General features: G+C 64.2%; 16 protein-coding genes. 8 read left to right on the plus strand and 8 right to left on the minus strand.

Annotation, left to right across the window (positions count from 1 at the left end):
• Positions 1-725 precede the first annotated feature (725 nt).
• Positions 726-2,597: an amidohydrolase gene (locus CS1BSM3_RS24515; RefSeq protein ID WP_072392198.1), complete on the plus strand. Its 1,872-nt coding sequence runs from the start codon at positions 726-728 to the stop codon at positions 2,595-2,597.
• Positions 2,598-2,645: 48 nt separating this feature from the next.
• Here the strand turns inward: CS1BSM3_RS24515 and CS1BSM3_RS24520 are convergent, their stop codons facing one another.
• Together CS1BSM3_RS24520 and CS1BSM3_RS24525 are read right to left on the minus strand one after the other, a co-directional pair.
• A complete protein-coding gene (locus CS1BSM3_RS24520) occupies positions 2,646-4,262 on the minus strand; it encodes an MFS transporter (RefSeq protein WP_072394504.1) in 1,617 nt (538 codons plus the stop codon).
• A gap of 60 nt (positions 4,263-4,322) precedes the next feature.
• On the minus strand, positions 4,323-5,021 hold the full coding sequence (locus CS1BSM3_RS24525) for a hydrolase (RefSeq protein ID WP_072392201.1): 699 nt from the start codon (positions 5,019-5,021) through the stop codon (positions 4,323-4,325).
• A 521-nt stretch (positions 5,022-5,542) separates the two neighbouring features.
• On the opposite strand from CS1BSM3_RS24525, the gene CS1BSM3_RS24530 reads away from it, so the two are divergent.
• The 4 genes from CS1BSM3_RS24530 (at position 5,543) to CS1BSM3_RS24545 (ending at position 9,755) form a co-directional block, all read left to right on the plus strand.
• A complete protein-coding gene (locus CS1BSM3_RS24530; protein WP_072392204.1) occupies positions 5,543-6,580 on the plus strand; it encodes an ABC transporter ATP-binding protein in 1,038 nt (345 codons plus the stop codon).
• A gap of 46 nt (positions 6,581-6,626) precedes the next feature.
• Complete coding sequence (locus CS1BSM3_RS24535; RefSeq protein ID WP_072392207.1) at positions 6,627-7,928, plus strand: ABC transporter substrate-binding protein; 1,302 nt, start codon at positions 6,627-6,629, stop codon at positions 7,926-7,928.
• A gap of 71 nt (positions 7,929-7,999) precedes the next feature.
• On the plus strand, positions 8,000-8,881 hold the full coding sequence (locus tag CS1BSM3_RS24540; RefSeq protein ID WP_072392210.1) for a carbohydrate ABC transporter permease: 882 nt from the start codon (positions 8,000-8,002) through the stop codon (positions 8,879-8,881).
• Between the two features lie 82 nt (positions 8,882-8,963).
• The gene (locus CS1BSM3_RS24545) at positions 8,964-9,755 is read left to right on the plus strand and encodes a carbohydrate ABC transporter permease (protein WP_072394507.1); all 792 of its coding nucleotides are present in this window, start codon (positions 8,964-8,966) and stop codon (positions 9,753-9,755) included.
• A 68-nt stretch (positions 9,756-9,823) separates the two neighbouring features.
• On the opposite strand, the gene ppk2 is transcribed toward CS1BSM3_RS24545, so the two are convergent.
• Positions 9,824-10,750 (minus strand): polyphosphate kinase 2, encoded by a 927-nt coding sequence (gene ppk2 / locus CS1BSM3_RS24550; protein WP_072392213.1) that lies wholly within the window; start codon positions 10,748-10,750, stop codon positions 9,824-9,826.
• Positions 10,751-11,021: 271 nt separating this feature from the next.
• Here ppk2 and pstB point away from each other — a divergent pair, with 271 nt between their 5' ends.
• From pstB to CS1BSM3_RS24565, 3 genes are all read left to right on the plus strand, one after another.
• Positions 11,022-11,855, plus strand: a complete 834-nt coding sequence (gene pstB, locus CS1BSM3_RS24555) for a phosphate ABC transporter ATP-binding protein PstB (protein ID WP_083528864.1) — start codon at positions 11,022-11,024, stop codon at positions 11,853-11,855.
• 100 nt (positions 11,856-11,955) lie between these two features.
• A complete protein-coding gene (locus CS1BSM3_RS24560) occupies positions 11,956-13,881 on the plus strand; it encodes a DUF47 domain-containing protein (protein ID WP_072392216.1) in 1,926 nt (641 codons plus the stop codon).
• Positions 13,881-15,575: a PEP/pyruvate-binding domain-containing protein gene (locus CS1BSM3_RS24565; protein WP_072392219.1), complete on the plus strand. Its 1,695-nt coding sequence runs from the start codon at positions 13,881-13,883 to the stop codon at positions 15,573-15,575. The genes CS1BSM3_RS24560 and CS1BSM3_RS24565 overlap by 1 nt, the downstream gene beginning before the upstream one ends.
• Before the next feature lie 17 nt (positions 15,576-15,592).
• Here the strand turns inward: CS1BSM3_RS24565 and CS1BSM3_RS24570 are convergent, their stop codons facing one another.
• From CS1BSM3_RS24570 to CS1BSM3_RS24590, 5 genes are all read right to left on the minus strand, one after another.
• Positions 15,593-16,408 carry a phosphodiesterase gene (locus tag CS1BSM3_RS24570; protein ID WP_072392222.1) on the minus strand — a complete coding sequence of 272 codons (816 nt, stop codon included), beginning with the start codon at positions 16,406-16,408 and terminating at the stop codon, positions 15,593-15,595.
• Positions 16,408-17,460, minus strand: a complete 1,053-nt coding sequence (locus CS1BSM3_RS24575) for an ABC transporter ATP-binding protein (RefSeq protein ID WP_072392225.1) — start codon at positions 17,458-17,460, stop codon at positions 16,408-16,410. The genes CS1BSM3_RS24570 and CS1BSM3_RS24575 overlap by 1 nt, the downstream gene beginning before the upstream one ends.
• Complete coding sequence (locus tag CS1BSM3_RS24580; protein WP_072392228.1) at positions 17,460-18,272, minus strand: ABC transporter permease; 813 nt, start codon at positions 18,270-18,272, stop codon at positions 17,460-17,462. The genes CS1BSM3_RS24575 and CS1BSM3_RS24580 overlap by 1 nt, the downstream gene beginning before the upstream one ends.
• 13 nt (positions 18,273-18,285) lie before the next feature.
• Positions 18,286-19,104 (minus strand): ABC transporter permease, encoded by an 819-nt coding sequence (locus tag CS1BSM3_RS24585; protein ID WP_072392231.1) that lies wholly within the window; start codon positions 19,102-19,104, stop codon positions 18,286-18,288.
• A 211-nt stretch (positions 19,105-19,315) separates the two neighbouring features.
• Positions 19,316-20,278 (minus strand): extracellular solute-binding protein, encoded by a 963-nt coding sequence (locus CS1BSM3_RS24590; RefSeq protein ID WP_244540653.1) that lies wholly within the window; start codon positions 20,276-20,278, stop codon positions 19,316-19,318.
• Positions 20,279-20,494: the final 216 nt, after the last annotated feature.

The raw sequence follows: 20,494 nt of genomic DNA on the forward strand, positions 1-20,494 counted from the left end.
AGAACCAATGAAAATCCTTAGCTCAGCCCTCATTGCGGCCGCCCTGGTGACGGTAGCAATACCATCCACGCCGGTCGTCCATCAGCGCCCACCTACGTCAGATCTCACGACCGCCACGCAGGCCCCGCTCGTGACCGCTCAGGCCCGACCGGGAGATTGCTGCAATGACGACTTCCGGCAGGCATTGCCTCGTTCGGGAAGCCTGCCCAGCTCCACATTCGCCGAACCATAGCCGACACTATGCGGCGACGAGGCCGGTCTCGGTCGGGGAATCGAACTTGGTTCCCGCGGAGACCGGCTTCTCATCAGGAGTGAGCAAATCGCCGAGCACGGCAAGACGAGGCGCCGCGCTGTTCACTAGGAGCGCAGTGATGCTCCCGCGCCCCGCTGTTTGACGCCGATAGCCCCCGTTGTTACCGTCCCGGCGGTGATATCGGGCAGAGAACGGCTCTTAATGTCAGATACCGTCTCAATTGCTTTCGTCGACGATCACCCGCCCCTCCTCGAAGCTCAAGCCGGACGTCTTGGTCATAGATCTGCGCAGGCCAGGCGATCCCATTGCGCCGGCATTCGCGACAAAAATCATTTCCGCTGTTCGCCGTCAGGACCTGCCGGACGGCTACAGCTGATTGCGCGCGACAGAGTTTGCGGCTCATCGTAGCCCCCGGAAGGACACGAGGAGACAGCGAGACAATCAGGACGCAGATATATCACGAGGTGTCATCATGAGCCCCGACCTCATCCTCCACAACGGCCAGATCACTACGCTCGACCGCGCCAACCCATCCGCGACAGCCCTCGCGATCAAGGACGGGAAATTCTCGGCCGTCGGCAGCGACAAGGAGGTGGTGCCGCTCGCAGGGCCTGAGACCAAGCTCGTAGATCTTGCCGGCCGCCGCGTCATGCCCGGCCTCTGCGACAACCACACGCACGTCGTGCGCGGCGGCCTCAACTTCAACATGGAGCTCCGCTGGGACGGCGTGCGCTCGCTCGCCGATGCCATGAGCATGCTGAAGCGGCAGGTCGCTGTCACGCCGCCACCGCAGTGGGTGCGCGTCGTCGGTGGCTTCAGCGAGCAGCAGTTCGCCGAAAAGCGCCTGCCGACCGTCGATGAGCTGAACGCCGCAGCGCCCGACACGCCCGTCTTCCTGCTCCATCTCTATGATCGCGCGATCCTCAATGGTGCCGCCCTGCGCGTCGTCGGCTACAGCAAGGACACGCCGAACCCGCCCGGCGGCGAGATCGTGCGCGATGCCAATGGCAATCCGACAGGCCTCCTCCTCGCCAAGCCCAATGCCACCATCCTCTATGCGACGCTCGCGAAAGGGCCGAAGCTGCCGTTCGACTATCAGGTGAACTCGACGCGCCACTTCATGCGCGAGCTCAATCGCCTCGGCATCACGAGCGTCATCGATGCGGGCGGTGGCTTCCAGAACTATCCCGAGGACTACGCCGTCATCCAGAAGCTCGCCGACGACGGGCACATGACCGTGCGGCTCGCCTACAATCTCTTCACGCAGAAGCCCAAGCAGGAGAAGGACGACTTCCTCAACTGGACGCGCACCTCCAAGTACAAGCAGGGCAACGACTACTTCCGCCACAACGGCGCCGGCGAGATGCTCGTCTTCTCCGCTGCCGACTTCGAGGACTTCCGCCAGCCACGGCCGGACATGCCGCCGGAGATGGAGGGTGAGCTCGAAGCTGTCGTGCGCATTCTCGCCGAGAACCGCTGGCCCTGGCGCCTGCACGCGACGTACGACGAGACGATCTCCCGCGCGCTCGATGTTTTCGAGGAGGTCAATCGCGACATTCCGCTCGCCGGCCTCAACTGGTTCTTCGACCACGCCGAGACCATCTCCGAGCGCTCGATCGACCGTGTGGCGGCGCTCGGCGGCGGCATCGCCGTGCAGCACCGCATGGCCTATCAGGGCGAGTACTTCGTCGAGCGCTATGGCGCGCGCGCGGCCGAGGCGACGCCGCCCATTGCGCGGATGCTCGAGAAGGGCATCAAGGTCTCGGCGGGCACGGACGCGACGCGCGTGGCCTCCTACAATCCCTGGGTTTCGCTCGCGTGGCTGGTGACCGGCCGCACGGTGGGCGGCCTGCGCATGTACCCGCAGCACAACTGCCTCGACCGCGAGACGGCACTGCGCATGTGGACCGAGAAGGTCACGTGGTTCTCCAACGAGGAAGGACGGAAGGGCCGCATCGAGATCGGCCAGCTCGCCGACCTCACGGTGCCGGCTCGCGACTACTTCAAGTGCCCGGAGCTGGAGATCGCCGATATCACGGCGGATCTGACGATTGTCGGCGGCAAGATCGTCTATGGCGCCAACGCCTTCGCCAAACTCGATGACGGCGGCCCGCCACCGGCGATGCCGGACTGGTCTCCTGTGCGCGCCTTCGGCGGCTATGGTGCCTGGGCTGATGCCGCCAGCGGCCAGAATGTCGAGCGGCGCGCGGCGGCGAGTTGCGGATGCGCCCACGCCTGCTCAGTGCACGGGCACGACCATGCGACCGCCTGGTCGAGCAACCTGCCCGTCGGCGACCTCAAAAGCTTCTGGGGCGCACTCGGCTGCGCCTGCTGGGCTGTGTGAAGCAAGTGCGGAGAGAAGTTCTGCGGCAGCCTGATCGCTCACGTCACGCTAGCGGATGCGGGGCCGTGCGGCGATCAGGTGCTGCACGATCGGTGGCTTTCCACCTTTGTGGAACTTGTGCAGCCGCTCCTGCAGATCCCGGTCGTCGGCCGTGACACGGTGATGCTGGCGCTGGTGCTCGAGCCATGACGAAACGAGGAATGTCTCGATCATGCGGCCAGGGACAGCGGCGTCCTCGAAGATGTCCCAGTCATAGGCGCCATCGCGAAGACGCTCCAATCTCAGCTCGCCGATGGCTGCGAGGAAGGCCTCACGATCCTGAGCCGCCACGTCGTATTCGATCACGATCAACACCGGACCGCGATCGAGCTCGACCTCGCCGACCACCATCGGATCGGCCCAGTGCATGGAGGGCGTCAGGTCGGCATCGGCGCCGGTCTGTAGCTTCCAGCGCGCGAGGAGCGGGATGAAGATCAGCGCACCGACGGCGGCGAACATGTGCGCGGCCGGAAGGCCCGTGGTGTTGGCGACCTTACCCCAGAGCGCGCTGCCGATCGTCATCGCGCCGAACTGCACGATGGCGAAGACGGCGAGGCCGCGTCCCTTCACCCAGCCGGGCAGGGCCACCTGGGCCGAGACGTTCAGCGGCGCGAGAACGGCGATCCACGAAAAGCCTGCAACAAGTGCTGCAGCGAGGCCAACCTCCGCCGAGCGCGCAATTCCGAAGAGCGCGAGCGCGACCGCCGTGGCGACCGTGGCAGCAGCGACGAGCATGTCGGGGCCGAGGAGCGTCTTCAGACGTGGAAGCAGGAAAGCGCCGCCGACAGCCCCTATGCCGATCGTGCCGAGCAGAAGGCCATAGAGCTGCGGCCCGGTCGCGATCTGGTCGCGCGCGACGAGCGGCAACAAGGCCCAATAGGCACTCGCGAAGACGAAGAAGCCGGCCGCACGGATCAGCGTCGCCGTGAGGTGGCGATTGTTGCGCACATGACGCCAGCCAATGCCGAGCGCCGAGCGAAAGCGCTCCGGCGGCATGCCGCCCGCTGCGTCCGAGGTCGGACGCCACCATGCGAGCACGCCGATCACACCGAGCGTGCTGATGGCATTGAGCCAGAAGGGCGCTGCCAGGCCCCACAGACCGATGACGATGCCTGCGAGCGCCGGGCCGATGGCGCGGCTGATATTGATGCCGACGCTGTTGAGGGAAATAGCCGCCTGCAGGTCATTGCGCGGGACGAGCGAGGGCACGATCGCCTGCCACGCGGGCGCAATGAGGGCCGACCCGGCGCCGACCAGGAACGTGAATAGAAGCAGGATCCACGGCGTGACGGCATCGAACCGGACGAGCACGCCAAGGACCGCCACAACGATCATGACCGCGGCGTTGACCGCGATGAGCAGCCAGCGCCGGTCGACGATATCCGCAAGCGCACCAGCCGGCAGCCCGAGCAGGACGACCGGCAGCATGGTGGCGACCTGAACCAGCGAGACGATGAAGGCGTCCTGCGTCAGGCCCGCCATGAGCCAACCAGCCGCCGCATTCTGCATCCACGTGCCGATGTTCGACACGACGGTCGCGATCCACAGCGCAGCAAAGACGGGGTTCTTGAGTGGGGCGAGCGCCGAGCCCTCGGATTGAGCCTTGGTGCTGTCGGACGTCGCCATCGTCACCATCCCTTATGGAAGACCGATGGCCCTCGCGGCCACCGGTCTCAGCCGTCGATCCTATATCTTGGCCGGATTCGGACCGATTCGCGCGCCGTGCTTGGTCCGCTCCGGCCCCTTGTGCACGTGCGTAACGGCGTAGTCGATACCCATGCCATAGGCACCCGAGTGCTCTTTGACGACGCCGGTAACGGCATCATAGGTCTCCTTGCGCGCCCAATCGCGCTGCCACTCGAGCATGACCTGCTGCCATGTCACGGGCACCACGCCGGCCTGGATCATGCGATCCATCGCGTACTTGTGGGCATCGGCTGACGTGCCGCCCGAGGCATCGGCCACCATGTAGATCTCATAGTCGGTATCGTGCAGACAGGAGAGCGAGAAGGTCAGATTGCAGACCTCCGTCCACAGCCCCGATACGACGATCTTCTTGTGGCCCTTGGCGACGTTGGCGGCGAGCGCGTCGCGCACGTTCTGGTCGTCCCAAGAGTTCATCGAGGTGCGCTCGAGCAGCTTGTTCTCCGGAAATACGGCGAGCAGCTCAGGGTACGTGTTGCCGGAGAAACCATCGGTCTCGACGGTCGTGATCGTCGCCGGAACATTGAAGACCTTTGCCGCCTTGGCCAGACCGACGACATTGTTCTTCAGCGTCTGCCGATCGATCGACTGGACGCCGAAGGCCATCTGCGGTTGCTGGTCGATGAACAGGACCTGGCTGTTCTGCGGGGTCAGGACTTCCAGATAAAACGGCTTGGGCATGGTGTCTTTCCTTTCTGGCTGGTCGCTGATGTCGAAGTCGGATCCAGCGCGCGCCTCCCGTGGCTCACGCCGCACCATGAATTGATACCGCGCGATGCGGACCGAGGAACGCTGATGGCCGCTTCTCCGTCACGTCGTTCTCACTGGCTTGGGGCGGGGTCGCTGCCGGATCGGCGACGCTGGTCCTGAATTGAAGGTGGCAATGGGCTACCTGAATGACAAGAACGGGCAAAATAGTAAGATACAGATCTTCCAGCCGAAGGCTCAATCCGACATCGGAGCCGTGACATTCAGTTGATCAGACGGCCCACAAGCCCGTAATTTCCCGCCGGGCGAGCCACAAACGTGCGAAATGTCATCGTCTTGTAATGCTCTTGAGGCTCGGTCGCAGGCCATGGAACTAGACCTCTCGATCCCCTCCCTTGACGGCTCCGGGGCCGTCAAACCGACTACGATTTCCCTTATCGACGGCGTCGTTTCGAAGACTTCGGCCCGCATCGCTCGTCGGCATGGCGGGTGAAATGGCAGACGTTCGCCTCGCCGAGGTCGTCAAGCGTTGGGGGCCCAGCGTCGCGGTCGACGGCATCAGCTTCAGCATTCGCCAGGGCAGTTTCGTCGCCCTTCTCGGCCCCTCGGGATGCGGCAAATCCACGACGCTGCGTCTGATCGCAGGTCTCGATAACCCGACTTCAGGAACCATCCACATCGGCGCACGCGATGTGACGCGAGAGCCGCCCGCCAAGCGCGGCGTCTCGATGGTGTTTCAATCCTACGCGCTCTTTCCCCACCTGACGGTTGCCGAGAACATCCTGTTCGGTCTCAAGGTGCGCAAGGTGCCCGCGGCCGAGCAGAAAGCCCGCCTGGCCAAAGCTGCAGACATGCTCGGCCTCGCGGCGCTTCTCGATCGCAAGCCCTCCGAGCTTTCCGGTGGTCAGCAGCAGCGCACAGCCCTCGGCCGCGCCGTCGTCGCCGAGACCCCCATCTGCCTGATGGACGAGCCGCTGTCGAACCTCGATGCGCAGCTCCGCGTGGAGATGCGCCGCGAAATCCGCGACCTGCAGCGCAAGCTCGGCATCACCATGATCTACGTCACGCACGATCAGCTCGAGGCCATGACCATGGCCGATCAGGTCGTGCTCATGAATGCGGGCAGGATCGAGCAGGACGCAACGCCGGCAGAACTCTACAATACGCCCGCGACGATCTTCGCGGCGCGCTTCATCGGGACACCGCCGATGAATGTCATTCCTTTTGCCGATCTCCCCGAGCCGCCCGACTGGCTGCCGGCCTCAAAGCCTTGCACGCGCGCGTTGGACCAACTCGCCTTCGGCATCCGGCCGGAGTCGATTCGTCCCGCCGAGAGCGGACTGCGGGCGAAGATCTCGGCAATCGAATATCTCGGCGCGGACAGCCTCGTCGAGGCATCCGCGGGGCGCTGCAGGATCGTGGCGCGCCTGCCCGGCAGAGCCGCAAGCAGTATCGGCGAGGACATCTCGCTCGCCTGGGACAGCTCGGAAACTCACTGGTTTGATCTGTCATCCGGTGGTCGCACATCGTAGGCTACACGACGCACCGGCCATAATCCGTCAGACAGGAGGTGTCGATATGCGGAGACGTCAGTTCATCAAGGGGTCGGCGCTCGCAGCGGGAAGCTTTCTCGCCATGCCAGCGATCCTGCGGGCTCAGACCGCAGTGGAGTTCTCGTTCTTCTTCCCGGTTGCCGTCGGCGGCCCGATTACGAAGCTGATCGACAAGTTCGCGCAGGACTTCGAGGCGGAGAACGCCGGCATCAAGGTCAAGCCGATCTACGCCGGCACCTACCAGGAGACGATCGTCAAGGCGCTGACCGCGCACAAGGCCGGCACGCCGCCCGCGACGTCGGTCCTCCTCTCGACCGATATGTTCACGATGATCGACGAAGGCGCCGTCGTCGCCATCGACGAGTTCGTCAAGACGGACGACGACAAGAAGTGGCTCGCAAGCTTCTTCCCGGCCTTCATGCTCAACAGCCAGACGGGCGGCAAGACCTGGGGCATTCCCTTCCAGCGCTCGACGGTCGTCCTCTACTGGAACAAGGAGCTCTTCAAGGAAGCCGGCCTCGATCCAGAGAAGGCGCCCTCAAACTGGAATGAGCAGGTCGAGTTCGCTCAGAAGCTCACCAAGCGCGATGCCTCGGGCAATGTTACGCAGTGGGGCCTTCAGGTGCCGTCCTCCGGCTTTCCCTATTGGCTCTTCCAGGGCTTCTCGACGCAGGCCGGCGCGATCCTCGCCAATCAGGAAGGCAACAAGACGAACTACGACGCGCCCGAGGTGATCGAAGCCCTGCAATACTGGGTGGATCTCTCGCAGAAGCACAAGGTGCATCCGACGGGCGTCGTCGAATGGGGCACGACACCGCGCGCCTTCTTCGATCGCAAGTGCGCGATGATGTGGACCACGACCGGCAACCTCACGAACGTGCGCAACAACGCCAAGTTCCCGTTCGGCGTGGCGATGCTGCCGGCCGGCAAGCGCCGCGGCAGCCCGACGGGCGGCGGCAACTTCTACATCTCCAGCAAGGTTCCGCGGGAGCAGCAGGAAGCCGCCTTCAAGTTCGCACGCTGGATCACGAGCTCGGAGCGTGCAGCTCAGTGGTGCGTCGACACGGGCTACGTCGCCGTGCGTCCGGACTCGTTCGATACGCCCGTGCTGAAGAGCTACACGGACGGCTTCCCGCAGGCGCTCGTCGCACGCGACCAGCTTCCGCACGCCGTGGCCGAGCTCTCCACGTACGACAATCAGCGCGTCACCAAGGCCCTCAATGACGGCCTGCAGGCCGCGCTGACCGGCACCAAGCAGCCGGCGCAGGCTCTCAAGGACGCCCAGACCGAGGCCGATCGTCTTCTAAAGCCCTATCAGCGCGGCTAAGATCACGCGACTTCCAGCGGGGCCGCGCCCGATGCGCGGCCCCGACCTTTGTTTGAGAACTTCGGGGCCTGATGGGCGATCAACGCATACGGGGCTGGATCAACGCCTGGCTGCTCCTGCTGCCGGCCATGGCGCTCCTGGCTCTGTTCACGCACTGGCCAGCCGTCGCGACCATCATCGACAGCTTCTTTTCCACGCCTCGCGCGCGACGCCCTTCGGTCTTCGTCGGTCCCGACAACTACCAGCAGATGCTGGCCGATCCGATCTTCTGGCAGGCGCTGACGAACAATTTCTGGTTTGCCATCGGCACGATCCCTGCGTCGATCGCGCTCGCGCTGCTCATGGCTGTCTGGGTGAACGATCGCTTCCCTGGCCGCACGTTCGTGCGCATGGCGTTCTTCACCCCGACCGTGCTGCCCATGATCGCGGTCGCGAATATCTGGCTCTTCTTCTACACGCCCGAGCTCGGCCTGCTCGAGCAGATCAGGAGCGCGCTCGGCGGACGCGCGCACAACTGGCTCGGCTCGCGGGACACCGCTCTCGCCGCGGTCACGATCGTTGCCGTGTGGAAGGAGGCCGGGTTCTTCATGATCTTCTATCTGGCGGCCCTGCAGGCCATTCCGCCCAATCTGGCGGAGGCGGCATCGCTGGAAGGAGCTTCGCGCTGGTACTTCTTCCGCCGCGTGCAGTTTCCGCTTCTGATGCCGACCACACTGTTCGTGCTCGTCAACGCCGTGATCAACGCCTTCCGCATGGTCGATCACATCTTCGTCCTCACGCGCGGCGGCCCCGACAACGCAACGACGCTGCTGCTGTTTCACATCTACACGGTCGGCTTCGGCTTTTGGGATACCGGCTACGCGGCCGCCCTGACCGTCGTGCTCCTGCTCGCGCTTGCCGCACTCGCGCTCATACAGTACGGCGTGCTCGAGCGCCGCATCCACTATCGCTGATTGGGCTGGGCCGATGACAACGACACGAGCCAGCAGATTCGAGCAGCGGGAGGACCAGTATCAGCCGCGCGGCCGCGGCCTCATGCTCGAAACCATCGCTGCATGGTCGCTCGCGCTCATCTGGATCGCGCCGCTGCTCTATGCCGTCTGGGCGGCTTTTCACCCGCCTGAGTTCTCGACGCGCTTTGCGCCGCTCGCGCCGCTGACACTCGACAATTTCGTGCGCGCCTGGGATGCGGCGCCGTTCGCCCGCTACTTCCTGAATACCATTCTGCTGGTCACGCTCGTGCTCGCCAGCCAGCTCGTGCTGTGCACACTCGCCGCCTTCGCCTTCGCGCGCTACGAGTTTCCCGGGCGCGGCATCGTCTTTGCGCTCGTCCTCGCCCAGCTCATGATCATGCCGGATGTGCTTCTGGTCGAGAACTATCGCACCATGAGCAATCTCGGCCTCGTCGATTCCATTCCGGCGATCGCGCTGCCCTACGTCGCCTCGGCCTTCGGCATCTTCCTGCTCCGACAGACCTTCAAGCAGGTTCCGCGCGAGCTCGATGACGCGGCACGCGTCGAAGGGGCTAGTGGTCTGCAGACGCTGCTCAAGGTCTATGTGCCGCTCGGTAAGCCGGTCTATCTGGCCTACGGGCTCGTCTCGGTCAGCTATCACTGGAACAACTTCCTGTGGCCGCTGATCATTACGAGCTCAGTCGAGGCGCGGCCGCTTACGGTCGGCCTCCAGGTATTTTCCTCGACCGATCAGGGCATCGACTGGGCGGTGATTTGTGCGGCGACGCTCATGACGTCCGCGCCGCTCATGCTCGGATTTCTGCTTTTCCAGCGCCAGTTCGTGCAGAGCTTCATGCGCGCCGGCGTCAAATAAGAAGAGTGCGCGCCCTTGAGAGCACGCGCTCATTGCGCTTGTTCTTCAGCAATGCCGCTCAGGTATCGTCAGTACCGTTCCGGGACGTGCAGCTCCTTCGGAATGACCTTAGGCGCGAAGTCCGGGCGATGAATGCGCTCCGGTAGTGACACAGGCGGTCGACGCACTTCCTCGTACGGCACCTGCGACAGCAAATGCGATATGCAGTTGAGACGGGCCCGCTTCTTGTCGACGGCCTCGACGATCCACCACGGCGCCTCGTTGATGTGGGTGCGCTCCAGCATTTCCTCTTTGGCCTTGGTGTAATCCTCCCACCGCTGCCGCGACTCGAGATCCATCGGCGAGAGCTTCCACTGCTTGATTGGATCCACGTTGCGCACGTGGAAGCGCAGATGCTGCTCCTCGTCGGTGATCGAGAACCAGTATTTGATCAGGATCGTGCCCGAACGCACCAGCATCCGTTCGAACTCGGGAACGGAGCGGAAGAACTCCTCGACATCATCCTCCGAGCAGAAACCCATGACGCGCTCGACGCCCGCGCGATTGTACCAAGAGCGGTCGAACAGCACGATCTCGCCGCCCGCCGGAAGATGCGAGACGTAACGCTGGAAGTACCATTGCGTCCGCTCGCGCTCGCTTGGCGCCGGCAGCGCGGCGACGCGGCAGACGCGCGGATTGAGCCGCTGGGTGATGCGCTTGATGGCACCGCCCTTGCCGGCAGCGTCACGCCCCTCGAACAGAACTACGACCTTGAGCTTCTGGTGCGCGATCCAGTCCTGGAGCTTCACCAGCTCGCTCTGCAAGCGGAACAGCTCGCGAAAGTAGATCTTGCGGTCGATCTGCCCATCGACATCGGTCTCGACAGTATCGGACAGCAGCTTGTCCAGCCGATCGTCGTCGAGCTCCATCTCCAGCTCCTCGTCGAAGCTATCGATCGCCTCGGCTTCGATCCTCTGCCTGAACGAGGCTTCTCCTGAACGATCGCTGCTCATCATTCCTCCGATCTAGGCTGCTTGACCACGCTCGCGCTCAACATGTCCGAAGGTTTGCTACAGTTTCATGACGAGAAGACGTGTGCGCGAAATTCAAGATCACCGTGGACGTCGACACAACGGAACATGCGCCTCTGAGACCAGCTCGCAACGCTCCGCTGCTCATCTCCTTCCTTGTCACGTCCTCGTCACAGTTTGCGAACCGTCAAGGCGTGTGACAGAAACAACCGCTGTTCTGGCGGCATCCAACCTCTCGCGCTCGGGAGATGCCGCTATGCTGGCTCAGAACACTTCGGACTTCGTTGACTTCAAGATCCACCTTGGCAAGCGACCGCATCACGACCTCAACAACGGCGTCAAGATCGACATCAAAAGCCTGAACTTCTGGTACGATACCAAGCAGGCCCTCTTCGACATCAACCTGAAGTTCCATTGTCGCGAAGTGACGGCGCTCATCGGTCCATCGGGCTGCGGCAAGACGACCCTTCTGCGCTGTCTCAACCGCAGCCACGACCTCACTGCCGGCGCCCGCTTGAACGGGTCCATTCTCCTCGACGGCGTCGACATCAACGACCCGCGCCTGGATCCGCCCCTCATCCGGCGCCGCTTCGGCTGGGTTGCACAGAAGCCCAATCCGTTCCCGTTCTCGGTCTATTTCAACGTCGCCTATGGGCCGCGGCTGCACGGGCTCGTGTCGACGCGCGCCGAGACCGATGCGCTCGTCGAGGATTGCCTGCGGCGCGGCGGTCTGTGGGACGAGGTCAAGGACCGCCTCCGGGAGGCCGGCACTGATCTCTCCGGCGGCCAGCAGCAGCGGCTTTGCGTGGCGCGCGCGCTCGCCTACGATCCGGAGGTCCTGCTCATGGACGAGCCGGCATCGGCGCTCGATCCTATCGCCACTGCAAAGCTCGAGCAGCTCATCCATGAGCTGCGCGAGCGCTATACGATCGTCATCATCACGCACAACATGCAGCAGGCAGCGCGCGTCGCGCAGCGGGTCGCGGTCTTCCATCTTGGACGCCTCGTCGAGCAAGGCGACACGTCCGAGGTCTTCGTCAATCCGCAGCATGAGATCACGCAGGCCTACATCACCGGAAGATTCGGTTGATGAACTATACGAGGCGGCCGGTCGCGAGGACCGTGTCATGCCGCCGTCACGGCCCAGACGCTTTGGTCGAAGTGTCCGCCATGCTCTCGAGAGATGCCGCATGACTTCCAAACAAGCCATTGTGACGGAGCTCGGCGGCGACGATATTCTTGCGCCCGACAGGATCGCCAAGTCGCTCGTCGCCAATGACCAGGTCAAGTACTACTTCGCGCTCCTGCAGGCAGCGCGGGACCACGCAGACCATCCGAATGTCGCGCACGCTGACCTCAAAGTCGAGCGGCTGGCGTGCCGCCTCGGCGACGAGTGGCTCGATGACGTCGTGCCAGCCACGCGCAAAGACCGCGCCGGATGCTACCGCATTCCGCATGGACCGGAGATCCTGCGCCGTATCCGCGAGCGCATCGGCGGCATGCTGGATTGCCTGGCAAACGAGCAGCGCTCATCCTTCGAGTCACGCCTCGGAAAGCTCGAGCTGCCATCACCCGAGCACGGCTCGATCCCCGGAGCGTTGATCGCCGCCATCACGTCGGGCAACCGCAGGGACGGCGACAGTCTACATATCGTCGTCATGGACGCGCATCGGGCGATCAATCGCCTGCAAACGGAGATCGCCGTCGAGACGATCGCCGGAGCGCAGGTCCATGGGCTCTCGGAGCGGAGCCGGGCGCGCGTCGAAGCCTTCATGCGCGGGCTCAACCGCACGGCCATCCTCAAGTTCGACCACCCGGGGCTCGGCACGACCGCGACGGAGCACGATGGTCTGCTGCTGATCCAGAACGATATCGGCACGACCGACGCCCATGTTCTTGTCGTGCGCGTCGAGGATCTGGCAGTTACCATCACTTACACCGACATCCATCGCCCGCGCCTCAAGTTCTTCAAGAGCCTGTTCGAGAAGTTCGACGTCACATGGGCCGGCACGGAGGAGCGCCATAGCGACAGCCTCGCAACCGGCCAGTACATGCTGGCGACAGGTCGCTATACGGCCGAGAAAGAGGATGATCTTCGCGCGTTTCTCGCCCATCTCGGCTCGCGCATCGTCTTCCTGATCGACTGGAACCGGATGCGCAAGCGGCTCCGCCTCTTCGTCAGCAAGGACGAGGCCATTGCCGTGCTCAAGTGGGCGGCCGACCATGACTACGGCCACCGCGCTCTTCTCGAGATCGGCGGCGAGCGGGTTCTTGCCGATGCGGTGGAATACGCGGCGGGCGCACAACTCAGATACGGCCAGCGCCTCGACGAGCTGATCAGCGAAGAGCGCGCCGCCACCTTCCTCAAGGACGCGCTCCAGCTTGCATCCATCGGGCTTCAGCAGCGCCGCTCGCGCCGAAACATCCAAGACGAGATCAAAGCCCGTCTGCGCAGCTCATTCGAGAATGAGAGGCTCCGCATCTTCGATATCGCCGCCGATCACGCGGCGATCGGCCACGATCTCGCCGCGGCGCTCGTCGAAGCCCTCGTCCGCACCGGCAATGCGCAAGGTCGGGCGTGGATTTCGAAGCTCGCCACGCGCGCCGTCGGCTGGGAGAAGGACGCCGACCAATTGCTCAACGAGGCGCGGGACGACATCAAGCGGTTTGCACGCCCGCGATCACTTCTGGAGTTTCTCGAATTTTCGGACGACGCCGTCGATGAGCTGGAGGAGGCCGCGGCGCTGGTCGACCTTGCGCAATTGACGAGCCCACCACCTCCCGCGATTTCCAGGTTGCGGCACCTCGCCGAACTGGCCCTGCAATCCGCGCAGGAGCTCATCAAGTGCGTCGAGTGCGCCTCGACCATTACGCGGTCCGATATCCGCGACGACCTCGATGAATTCATGACGGCGCTCGAAAAGCTCATGGCCATCGAGCACGACGCGGACGACGCGCTGCGCGCATTCCGACGGTGGTTGCTGGAAGAGCCATGCGATCAGCGCCAGATCATGGTGTTGCGCGAGCTGTCGCAGGCGCTCGAGACCGCGACCGATGCCTACACGCACGCCGGCCAGGCGCTCAGGGCCTATCTCATGGAAGAGGTGATTGCCTGATGTCAAAAGCTCCATTGCCTGAGACATTCGACCATCACGTCTGCCGAATTCCCTTCGATGGGCCAGGTGAAGCCTTGCCCGCAAAGGACATCGTGGGATCGAAGGCCCACAATCTCATGCGGATGGCGCGGCAAGGCCTGCCCGTGCCGCCCGGCTTCGTCCTGTCGACGGCCGTTTGCCGCGACTATCTGGAGCACGGCCCGGCCTCACTCGCGAGCCTCGACGCCGTCGTCGGGCGCGAGCTCGGCCGTCTTGGCACTCTTACCGGCCGCTACTTCGGCGATGCCAGACGGCCATTGCTGGTCTCCGTACGATCAGGGGCGGCCGTGTCCATGCCCGGCATGATGGAGACGGTGCTCAATATCGGTCTCTGCGAGACCACGCTGCGCGGATTTCTCCGCACCACGGGCAATCCGCGTCTCGTCCAGGACTGCCGCGTTCGGCTCGTGCAGCAGTATGGCGAAGTGGTTCACGACATCGCGCCGAACCGCTTTCAGGAAGCGCTTGCCGCTCAGATCTCCGGATCGAGATCCGGCGAGATCGGCGATCTCTCCTCTCGGGGACTGCGGCAGCTCGCCGAGATGTTCGAGGACATCTTCGAGGTCGATACGGGCAAGTCCTTTCCTCAGGACCCCGCCACCCAGTTGCGGGCGGCCATCGAAGCCGTGCTGCAATCCTGGTCGAGCGAGCGGGCCCAGAGCTATCGGCGGCTGAACGACATACCCGAGAGCCTCGGCACCGCGATCACCATCCAGGCTATGGCGTTCGGCAACCTCGGGCCTACGTCAGGTGCCGGCGTCGGGTTCACGCGCAATCCGTCGAGCGGCAACAACGAGCTGTACGTGGACTACCTGCCGAACGCGCAAGGCGAGGATGTCGTTGCCGGTCGGCGCGCGGCTCTGGGCATCGACGAGCTCGAGCGCCGAACGCCGGACGCCTATCGCGAGCTTCTCGCGGCCCGGAATCTGCTGGAGCGCGAGTTCCACGACATGATGGATTTCGAGTTTACGGTGGAGGAAGGCCATCTCCTCATGCTCCAGGCGCGGCCTGGCAAGCGCACGCCACTCGCCGCCCTGCGCATCGCACGGGATCTCGTGCATGACGAGATCGCGTCGCCGCCGGAGGCGTTGGCGATGCTGGAACGCATCGATCTCGACAAGATCGAGGAGTTCGAGCTGCGCGCCGACACGAGCCTGTCCCCGATCGCACAGGGCACGCCCGCCGGCATCGGCATCGCGGTCGGCACGGTCGTATTCGAGCCGGACAGAGCGGCGCACATCAAGCGCAACGGCGGCGAGGTCATCCTGTTTCGCCAGACGGCCGAGACCAAGGACATCTCCGCACTCGCAGAAGCCAGCGCACTCGTCACCGCGGAAGGCGCGCGCACCTCTCATGCCGCGGTTGTGGCACGCCAGCTCGGCAAGCCGTGCATCGTCGGTTGTGCCGGGTTGACGATCGATGCCTCCGGGCGCCACGGTAAGCTCGGCGCGCACACGCTGAATGAAGGCGATGTCATTTCCATCGATGGCACATCCGGAAACATCTATCAGGGCCGCATCGAGGTTATCAGCGCGCGCCCCGTAGCCTTGCTCGACGAGGTTCAGAGCTGGCGTGCAGCAGCCTCCGCGCCCGCTGCCACCAAGCGCAAGCGGAACGGAGCGATCGTTGGCGGACCCGAGCGGCGGCGAAGCTGAGAAAGGATTTGACCGGGTCAGTCGATCAGTTGGCCACTGCCATCGAAAAACGGGAAAGGTCCTGGCCAGTCGCCCAGAACTGCGGCGTGCGAGATGAGCTGGTTATCCCGCCAGCGGTGCAGCATGTACCCCGGCGGCTCGAGCCGAAAGGCGCTCGGCCCGTTCTCAGTCAGGTCGAGCGCGACCTGATGCGCGGGACTTGGGCAGATCATGGCCGTGCGCGCGCCGACCTGCGCGAAGGCCGCACGGTGCACATGACCGCAGAGAATGGCCTGGATCTGCGGATGACGCGCAACGATGGTGGCGAAGGCCTCCCGACCAATGAGGCCGATGCGATCCATGTGCGCAATGCCGGTAAGGAACGGCGGGTGGTGCATCAGGATCAGAGTCGGCACGTCCGGCGTCGCGCTCAGCGTCGCTTCGAGCCACGCAAGACGATCGGCGCACAGCTCGCCGCCACCTTGGCCAGGAACGACCGTATCGAGACCGACAATCCTCAACGGCCCGCGTTGCACGGCAAAGTGCAGGAAGCTGCCAGCGGGAAAATAGTCACGATCCGGAAACGCGCGCCGCATGGCATCGCGCTCGTCGTGATTACCGGGAACGGCAATGATCTCCGTCCCCAGGGGCGCCAGAATCTCGCGCAGATGGGCGTACTCCGCATCATGACCGAGATCGACAAGATCGCCCGTGTGCACGATCAGATCCGGCTTTGGATCGAGCGCCATGAGCTCCGACACACAGGCTCTCAGCATCGCCGCTGTGTCTATCTGCCGGTAGGCCAACCGACCCGGCAGCTTGATGTGCGTATCCGTGATCTGGGCAATCAGCATCACTTCGCCTCCGGCAGGACAATAAGGCCCGAAGCATCGACACAGAGGCCCACCGCATTTCCGCGAGCAAAGTCGCTGCGCGTGCCGGTCTCGAGGACGAGCGGCTTCTCCCCGCCGACGTCGACCAGCAGCCGCGTCCGGTCCCCACGGAAGACGGACGCGACGATTTTGCCGCTGAGGTGCGGCGTCTCGCCAGCGAGCCGTACGTCCTCGGGGCGGAAGCGTACTTCCGCGGCATCGGCAGGCGCCTCCGGCCAGGGGATCGCGCCCGCGCCCGTCACGAACGCGCCGTCGCGCACATTGCCGCGTAGGACATTCATGGTGCCGATGAACTCGGCGACGAAGGCCGAGGCGGGGTGCTGGTAGATCTCGCGCGGCGTACCGACCTGGGCAACACGCCCTTCGCTCATGACGACAATGCGGTCTCCGAGTGCCATCGCCTCGGCCTGGTCGTGCGTCACGTAGATCGTGGTGATCCCGAGACCGCGCAGCAGCTCGTCGATCTCGAGGCGCAGCTCCTCGCGCAGCTTGGCATCGAGCGCCGTCAGCGGCTCGTCGAGCAGGAGCACGCGCGGCTCGACGGCGAGCGCGCGGGCAAGCGCCACGCGCTGGCGCTGACCGCCCGAGAGCTGGTCAATGCGGCGGTCGGCGAGCCGCTCGATCCGCATGAGCGCGAGCATCTCCCGCACCCGGCTCGCGATCCCCGCTTTGGGGCGTCGGCGGATGCGCAAGCCGTAGCCGATGTTCTCGGCAACGCTCATGTTGGGAAACAGCGCGTACGACTGGAAGACCATGCCCACATTGCGCCGCTCGATCGGGAGCGCCGTCACGTCGGCACTGTCGAACAGGACTTTGCCGCCCGCATCGGGCTGCTCGAGCCCTGCGATCATGCGCAGCGTCGTGGTCTTGCCGCAGCCGGAGGGGCCGAGCAGCACCAACGTCTCGCCGGAGACGATTTCGAGGTCGAGCGGCTCCAATGCGCGCGTGCCGTCGGGAAATGTCTTGCGGCAGCCGCTGAGCGTGATCGAGACCGGGTTGGCGCGCGGCGTCATCACTCTTCGTCCTTGATGATGCTGGATTTGACCGGCCGCGGACGGGCTGCACGCTGCATGGCCAGAAGCAGCGGCACAATCATGATGAAGAAGACCAGCGTATAGGCACTGCCGATCTCGAAGCGCAGTGAGGCATAGGCATCGGCAAGCCCGACCGGGAGAGTCTTGTTGAGCGGCGTATGGAGCAGCCAGGTCATGTTGAACTCGCCGATCGACAGCGTCAGCACCATCAGCGATCCGGCAACGATGCCGCTGCGGCAGTTGGGAAGCACGATATCGAAAAAGCGCCGCCGAAAACTCGCACCGAGCGAGGCAGCGCCCTCCTCCAGTGTCTTGAGGTCGATCGCGAGCATCACGGCAAGCACCGAACGCACCATGAAAGGGAGCGTGAACAGCACGTGGCCGATCAGGATGAACACCCACGATGTGCGCAAGCCGCCAACGCTCCCGTACGTGACGATCAGCGCCAGTGCCGTGGCGAGGCCCGGGATCGCGACGGGCATCACCAGAAGCTCTTCGAAAAACCGCGTGAGCCTCGATTGCCGCCTGGCGAGAACGTAGGCCGCAGGAACGCCGAGCAGCAGCGTCACCACGAGACAGGCGAGCGCGAGGCCAACCGACAGCAGCATGGTATCGCGATAGCCATTCCAAACCTCGAGCACCCAGCGCAGCGTCAGGCCGCTGGAGATGCCCACCTGATAGTTGACCGTGAGGCCTGCCAGGATCGACAGCAGCACCGGCACGATGAGAAAGGCGCATACGACGAGGGCAAAGGCGAGTTGCACAAAGAAGAGACTGCCGCGCCGGATCATGCTGCGACCCTCCTCAGCCGGCCGCCGCGACGCTGGCCCCGGCCGCCGTCCGCGCCAGCGCCAACACGAGCCACGTCACTGCCCCGAGCACGAACGAGAGTGCCGCCGCCATGGCAATGTTCGCCTGCAGCGTGAACTCGGTGTAGATCACCATGGGCAGCACGTTGATGCGCGTGGCGAGTGTGAAAGCCGTGCCGAAGGCGCCCATGGCCGTCGCGAAGCAGATGGCGCCCGCCGAAATCAGTGCGGGCTTGAGGCCCGGAATGATGACGTCGCGTACGACCTGCCAGGGCGTGGCGCCGAGAGAGCGGGCCGCCTCCTCCAATCGCGGATCGAGCTTCTCCGCCGTCGCCATCACGGTCAGGATCGTGCGGGGAATGGAGAAGTAGACGTAGCCCATGAGCAGGCCGGCCATGGAGTAGGCGAACACCACTTTCTCATTGATCAGCGCGAGGGTCAGGCTGCCGATCAGCCCCTGCCGGCCGGCAAGCACGATCACCATGAAGCCGATCACCACACCCGGAAAGGCGAGCGGCAGCGTCAGCATGGCGACGAGCGCGGGGCGGCCGGGAAAGTCGTTCCGCTGCAGGAAGACGCCGGCAATACCACTGACGACCAGCGTGATCACGGTCGTCGCGGCAGCGAGCGCCAGCGTCGAGACGAGCGAGGAGAAATAACCCGCATCGGTCACGATGGCCGCATAGGCGGCAAAGCCCGTCTGACCGCTGCCGCCGACGAGAAGCAGCCGCGCCATCGGGAGAAGAAAGAACGCCCCAAAGAAAATTCCTGCAGGCAGCAGGAGCGTGAACAGAGTCAGTTGCTCTCGCGACATCTCAAGTCCAAGACGAGGCGGTCCTAGTGTGATGATCAAGAAATTCGCCATCTCTCGCGGCACGGTATGGAGCGAATTTCTCGATCTGAATCACACTAGCAAGATTAGGATTCTAGTGTCCCTTTTGATTCCGAAGTTCGCTCGGGGCACCAGCATCAAGATTGGGCGAACTTCGGAATCGGGACACTAGCCGCCTCGCCTGCTGTCTGGCTCAGTTCACTTCGTTCCGATAGCGCTCGATGATGGCCTTCTGCGCTGCGGCCAGCTTCTTGAGATCGACCGGCTTGGCGCGCGCGTAGTCGGCATCGGGCAGGAACTTGGTCTTGGCCTCGGCCGAGAGCTTGTCGGCGAAGACGGGGCGCAGATAGGCATTGCCCCACATAACCTGGCTCGCGTCGGACAGCACGTAGTCGAGCACCTTCTTGCCGTTGTCGGCATTCGGGCCGCCCTTCACGAGGCCCATCACATACGGAAAGACGACCGTACCCTCTTTGGGGATGACGAAGCGCACCGGCGCCTTGTCGGTGTACTGCCCGCGATAGGCATTGAAGTCGTAGTCGAGCAGGATGGGGATCTCGCCCGAGATGACGCGCGCGTAGGACGTCTGCTTGGGCACGATCGGCTGGTTCTTCGCCAGCTCCTTGAAGAATTTGATGGCGGGGTCGAGATTGTCGTAGCTGCCGCCGAGCGCGAGGTTGATGGCCATGACGCCGAGCTGGCCGACAGCAGCCGAGGTCGGATCGAGATAGCCGACGAGGCCCTTGTATTCGGGCTTCAGCAGATCCGCCCAGCTCTGCGGCACCGGCACCTTACCGAGCGCTGAGGTGTTGATGAAGAGGCCGAGTGTGCCCGAGTGGATCGTGAACCAATGGCCGTCCGGGTCCTTGAGATCGGCGGGGATCTTGTCCCAGCCCGCCGGCTTGTAAGGAGCCAGAACGCCGGCGTTCATGGCCGGATCGGCAGCGATGCCGCCGAGATAGACGACATCGGCAACGGGGCTTGCCTTCTCGGCGATCAGCGCAGCCGTGGCCTGGCCCGAGTTCTTATTGTCGGCCGGCACGTCGATGCCGAGCGTCGACTTGATGGCCTTGAGCTGCGAGCCCCAATCCGCCCACTCCGGCGGGCAGTTGTAGCAAATGGCACGAGCCTGAGCGTCGGCGTGTCGCGGGCTCATCGTCAGGCCGCCAGCAAGCGCGGTCAGCGCCAAAGCCGTCAAGGCAATGCGTGTCTTCATCATCAGTCCCTCTGTCGCTCACGAAGGAACGGAGGGCCCCAGTCGGCGGCGCAATGCTGCCGCCAGACGTTATCCCTCCGCCGCAGCAACCGCTAAAAGCAGTCCACGTCAGTGATGTGACAGATGCTGATGTAGGGGCGTGCCGCTGGCCAAAAT

The sequence above is a fragment of the Hyphomicrobium sp. CS1BSMeth3 genome (genome assembly GCF_900117415.1).
Classification (GTDB): Bacteria; Pseudomonadota; Alphaproteobacteria; order Rhizobiales; family Hyphomicrobiaceae.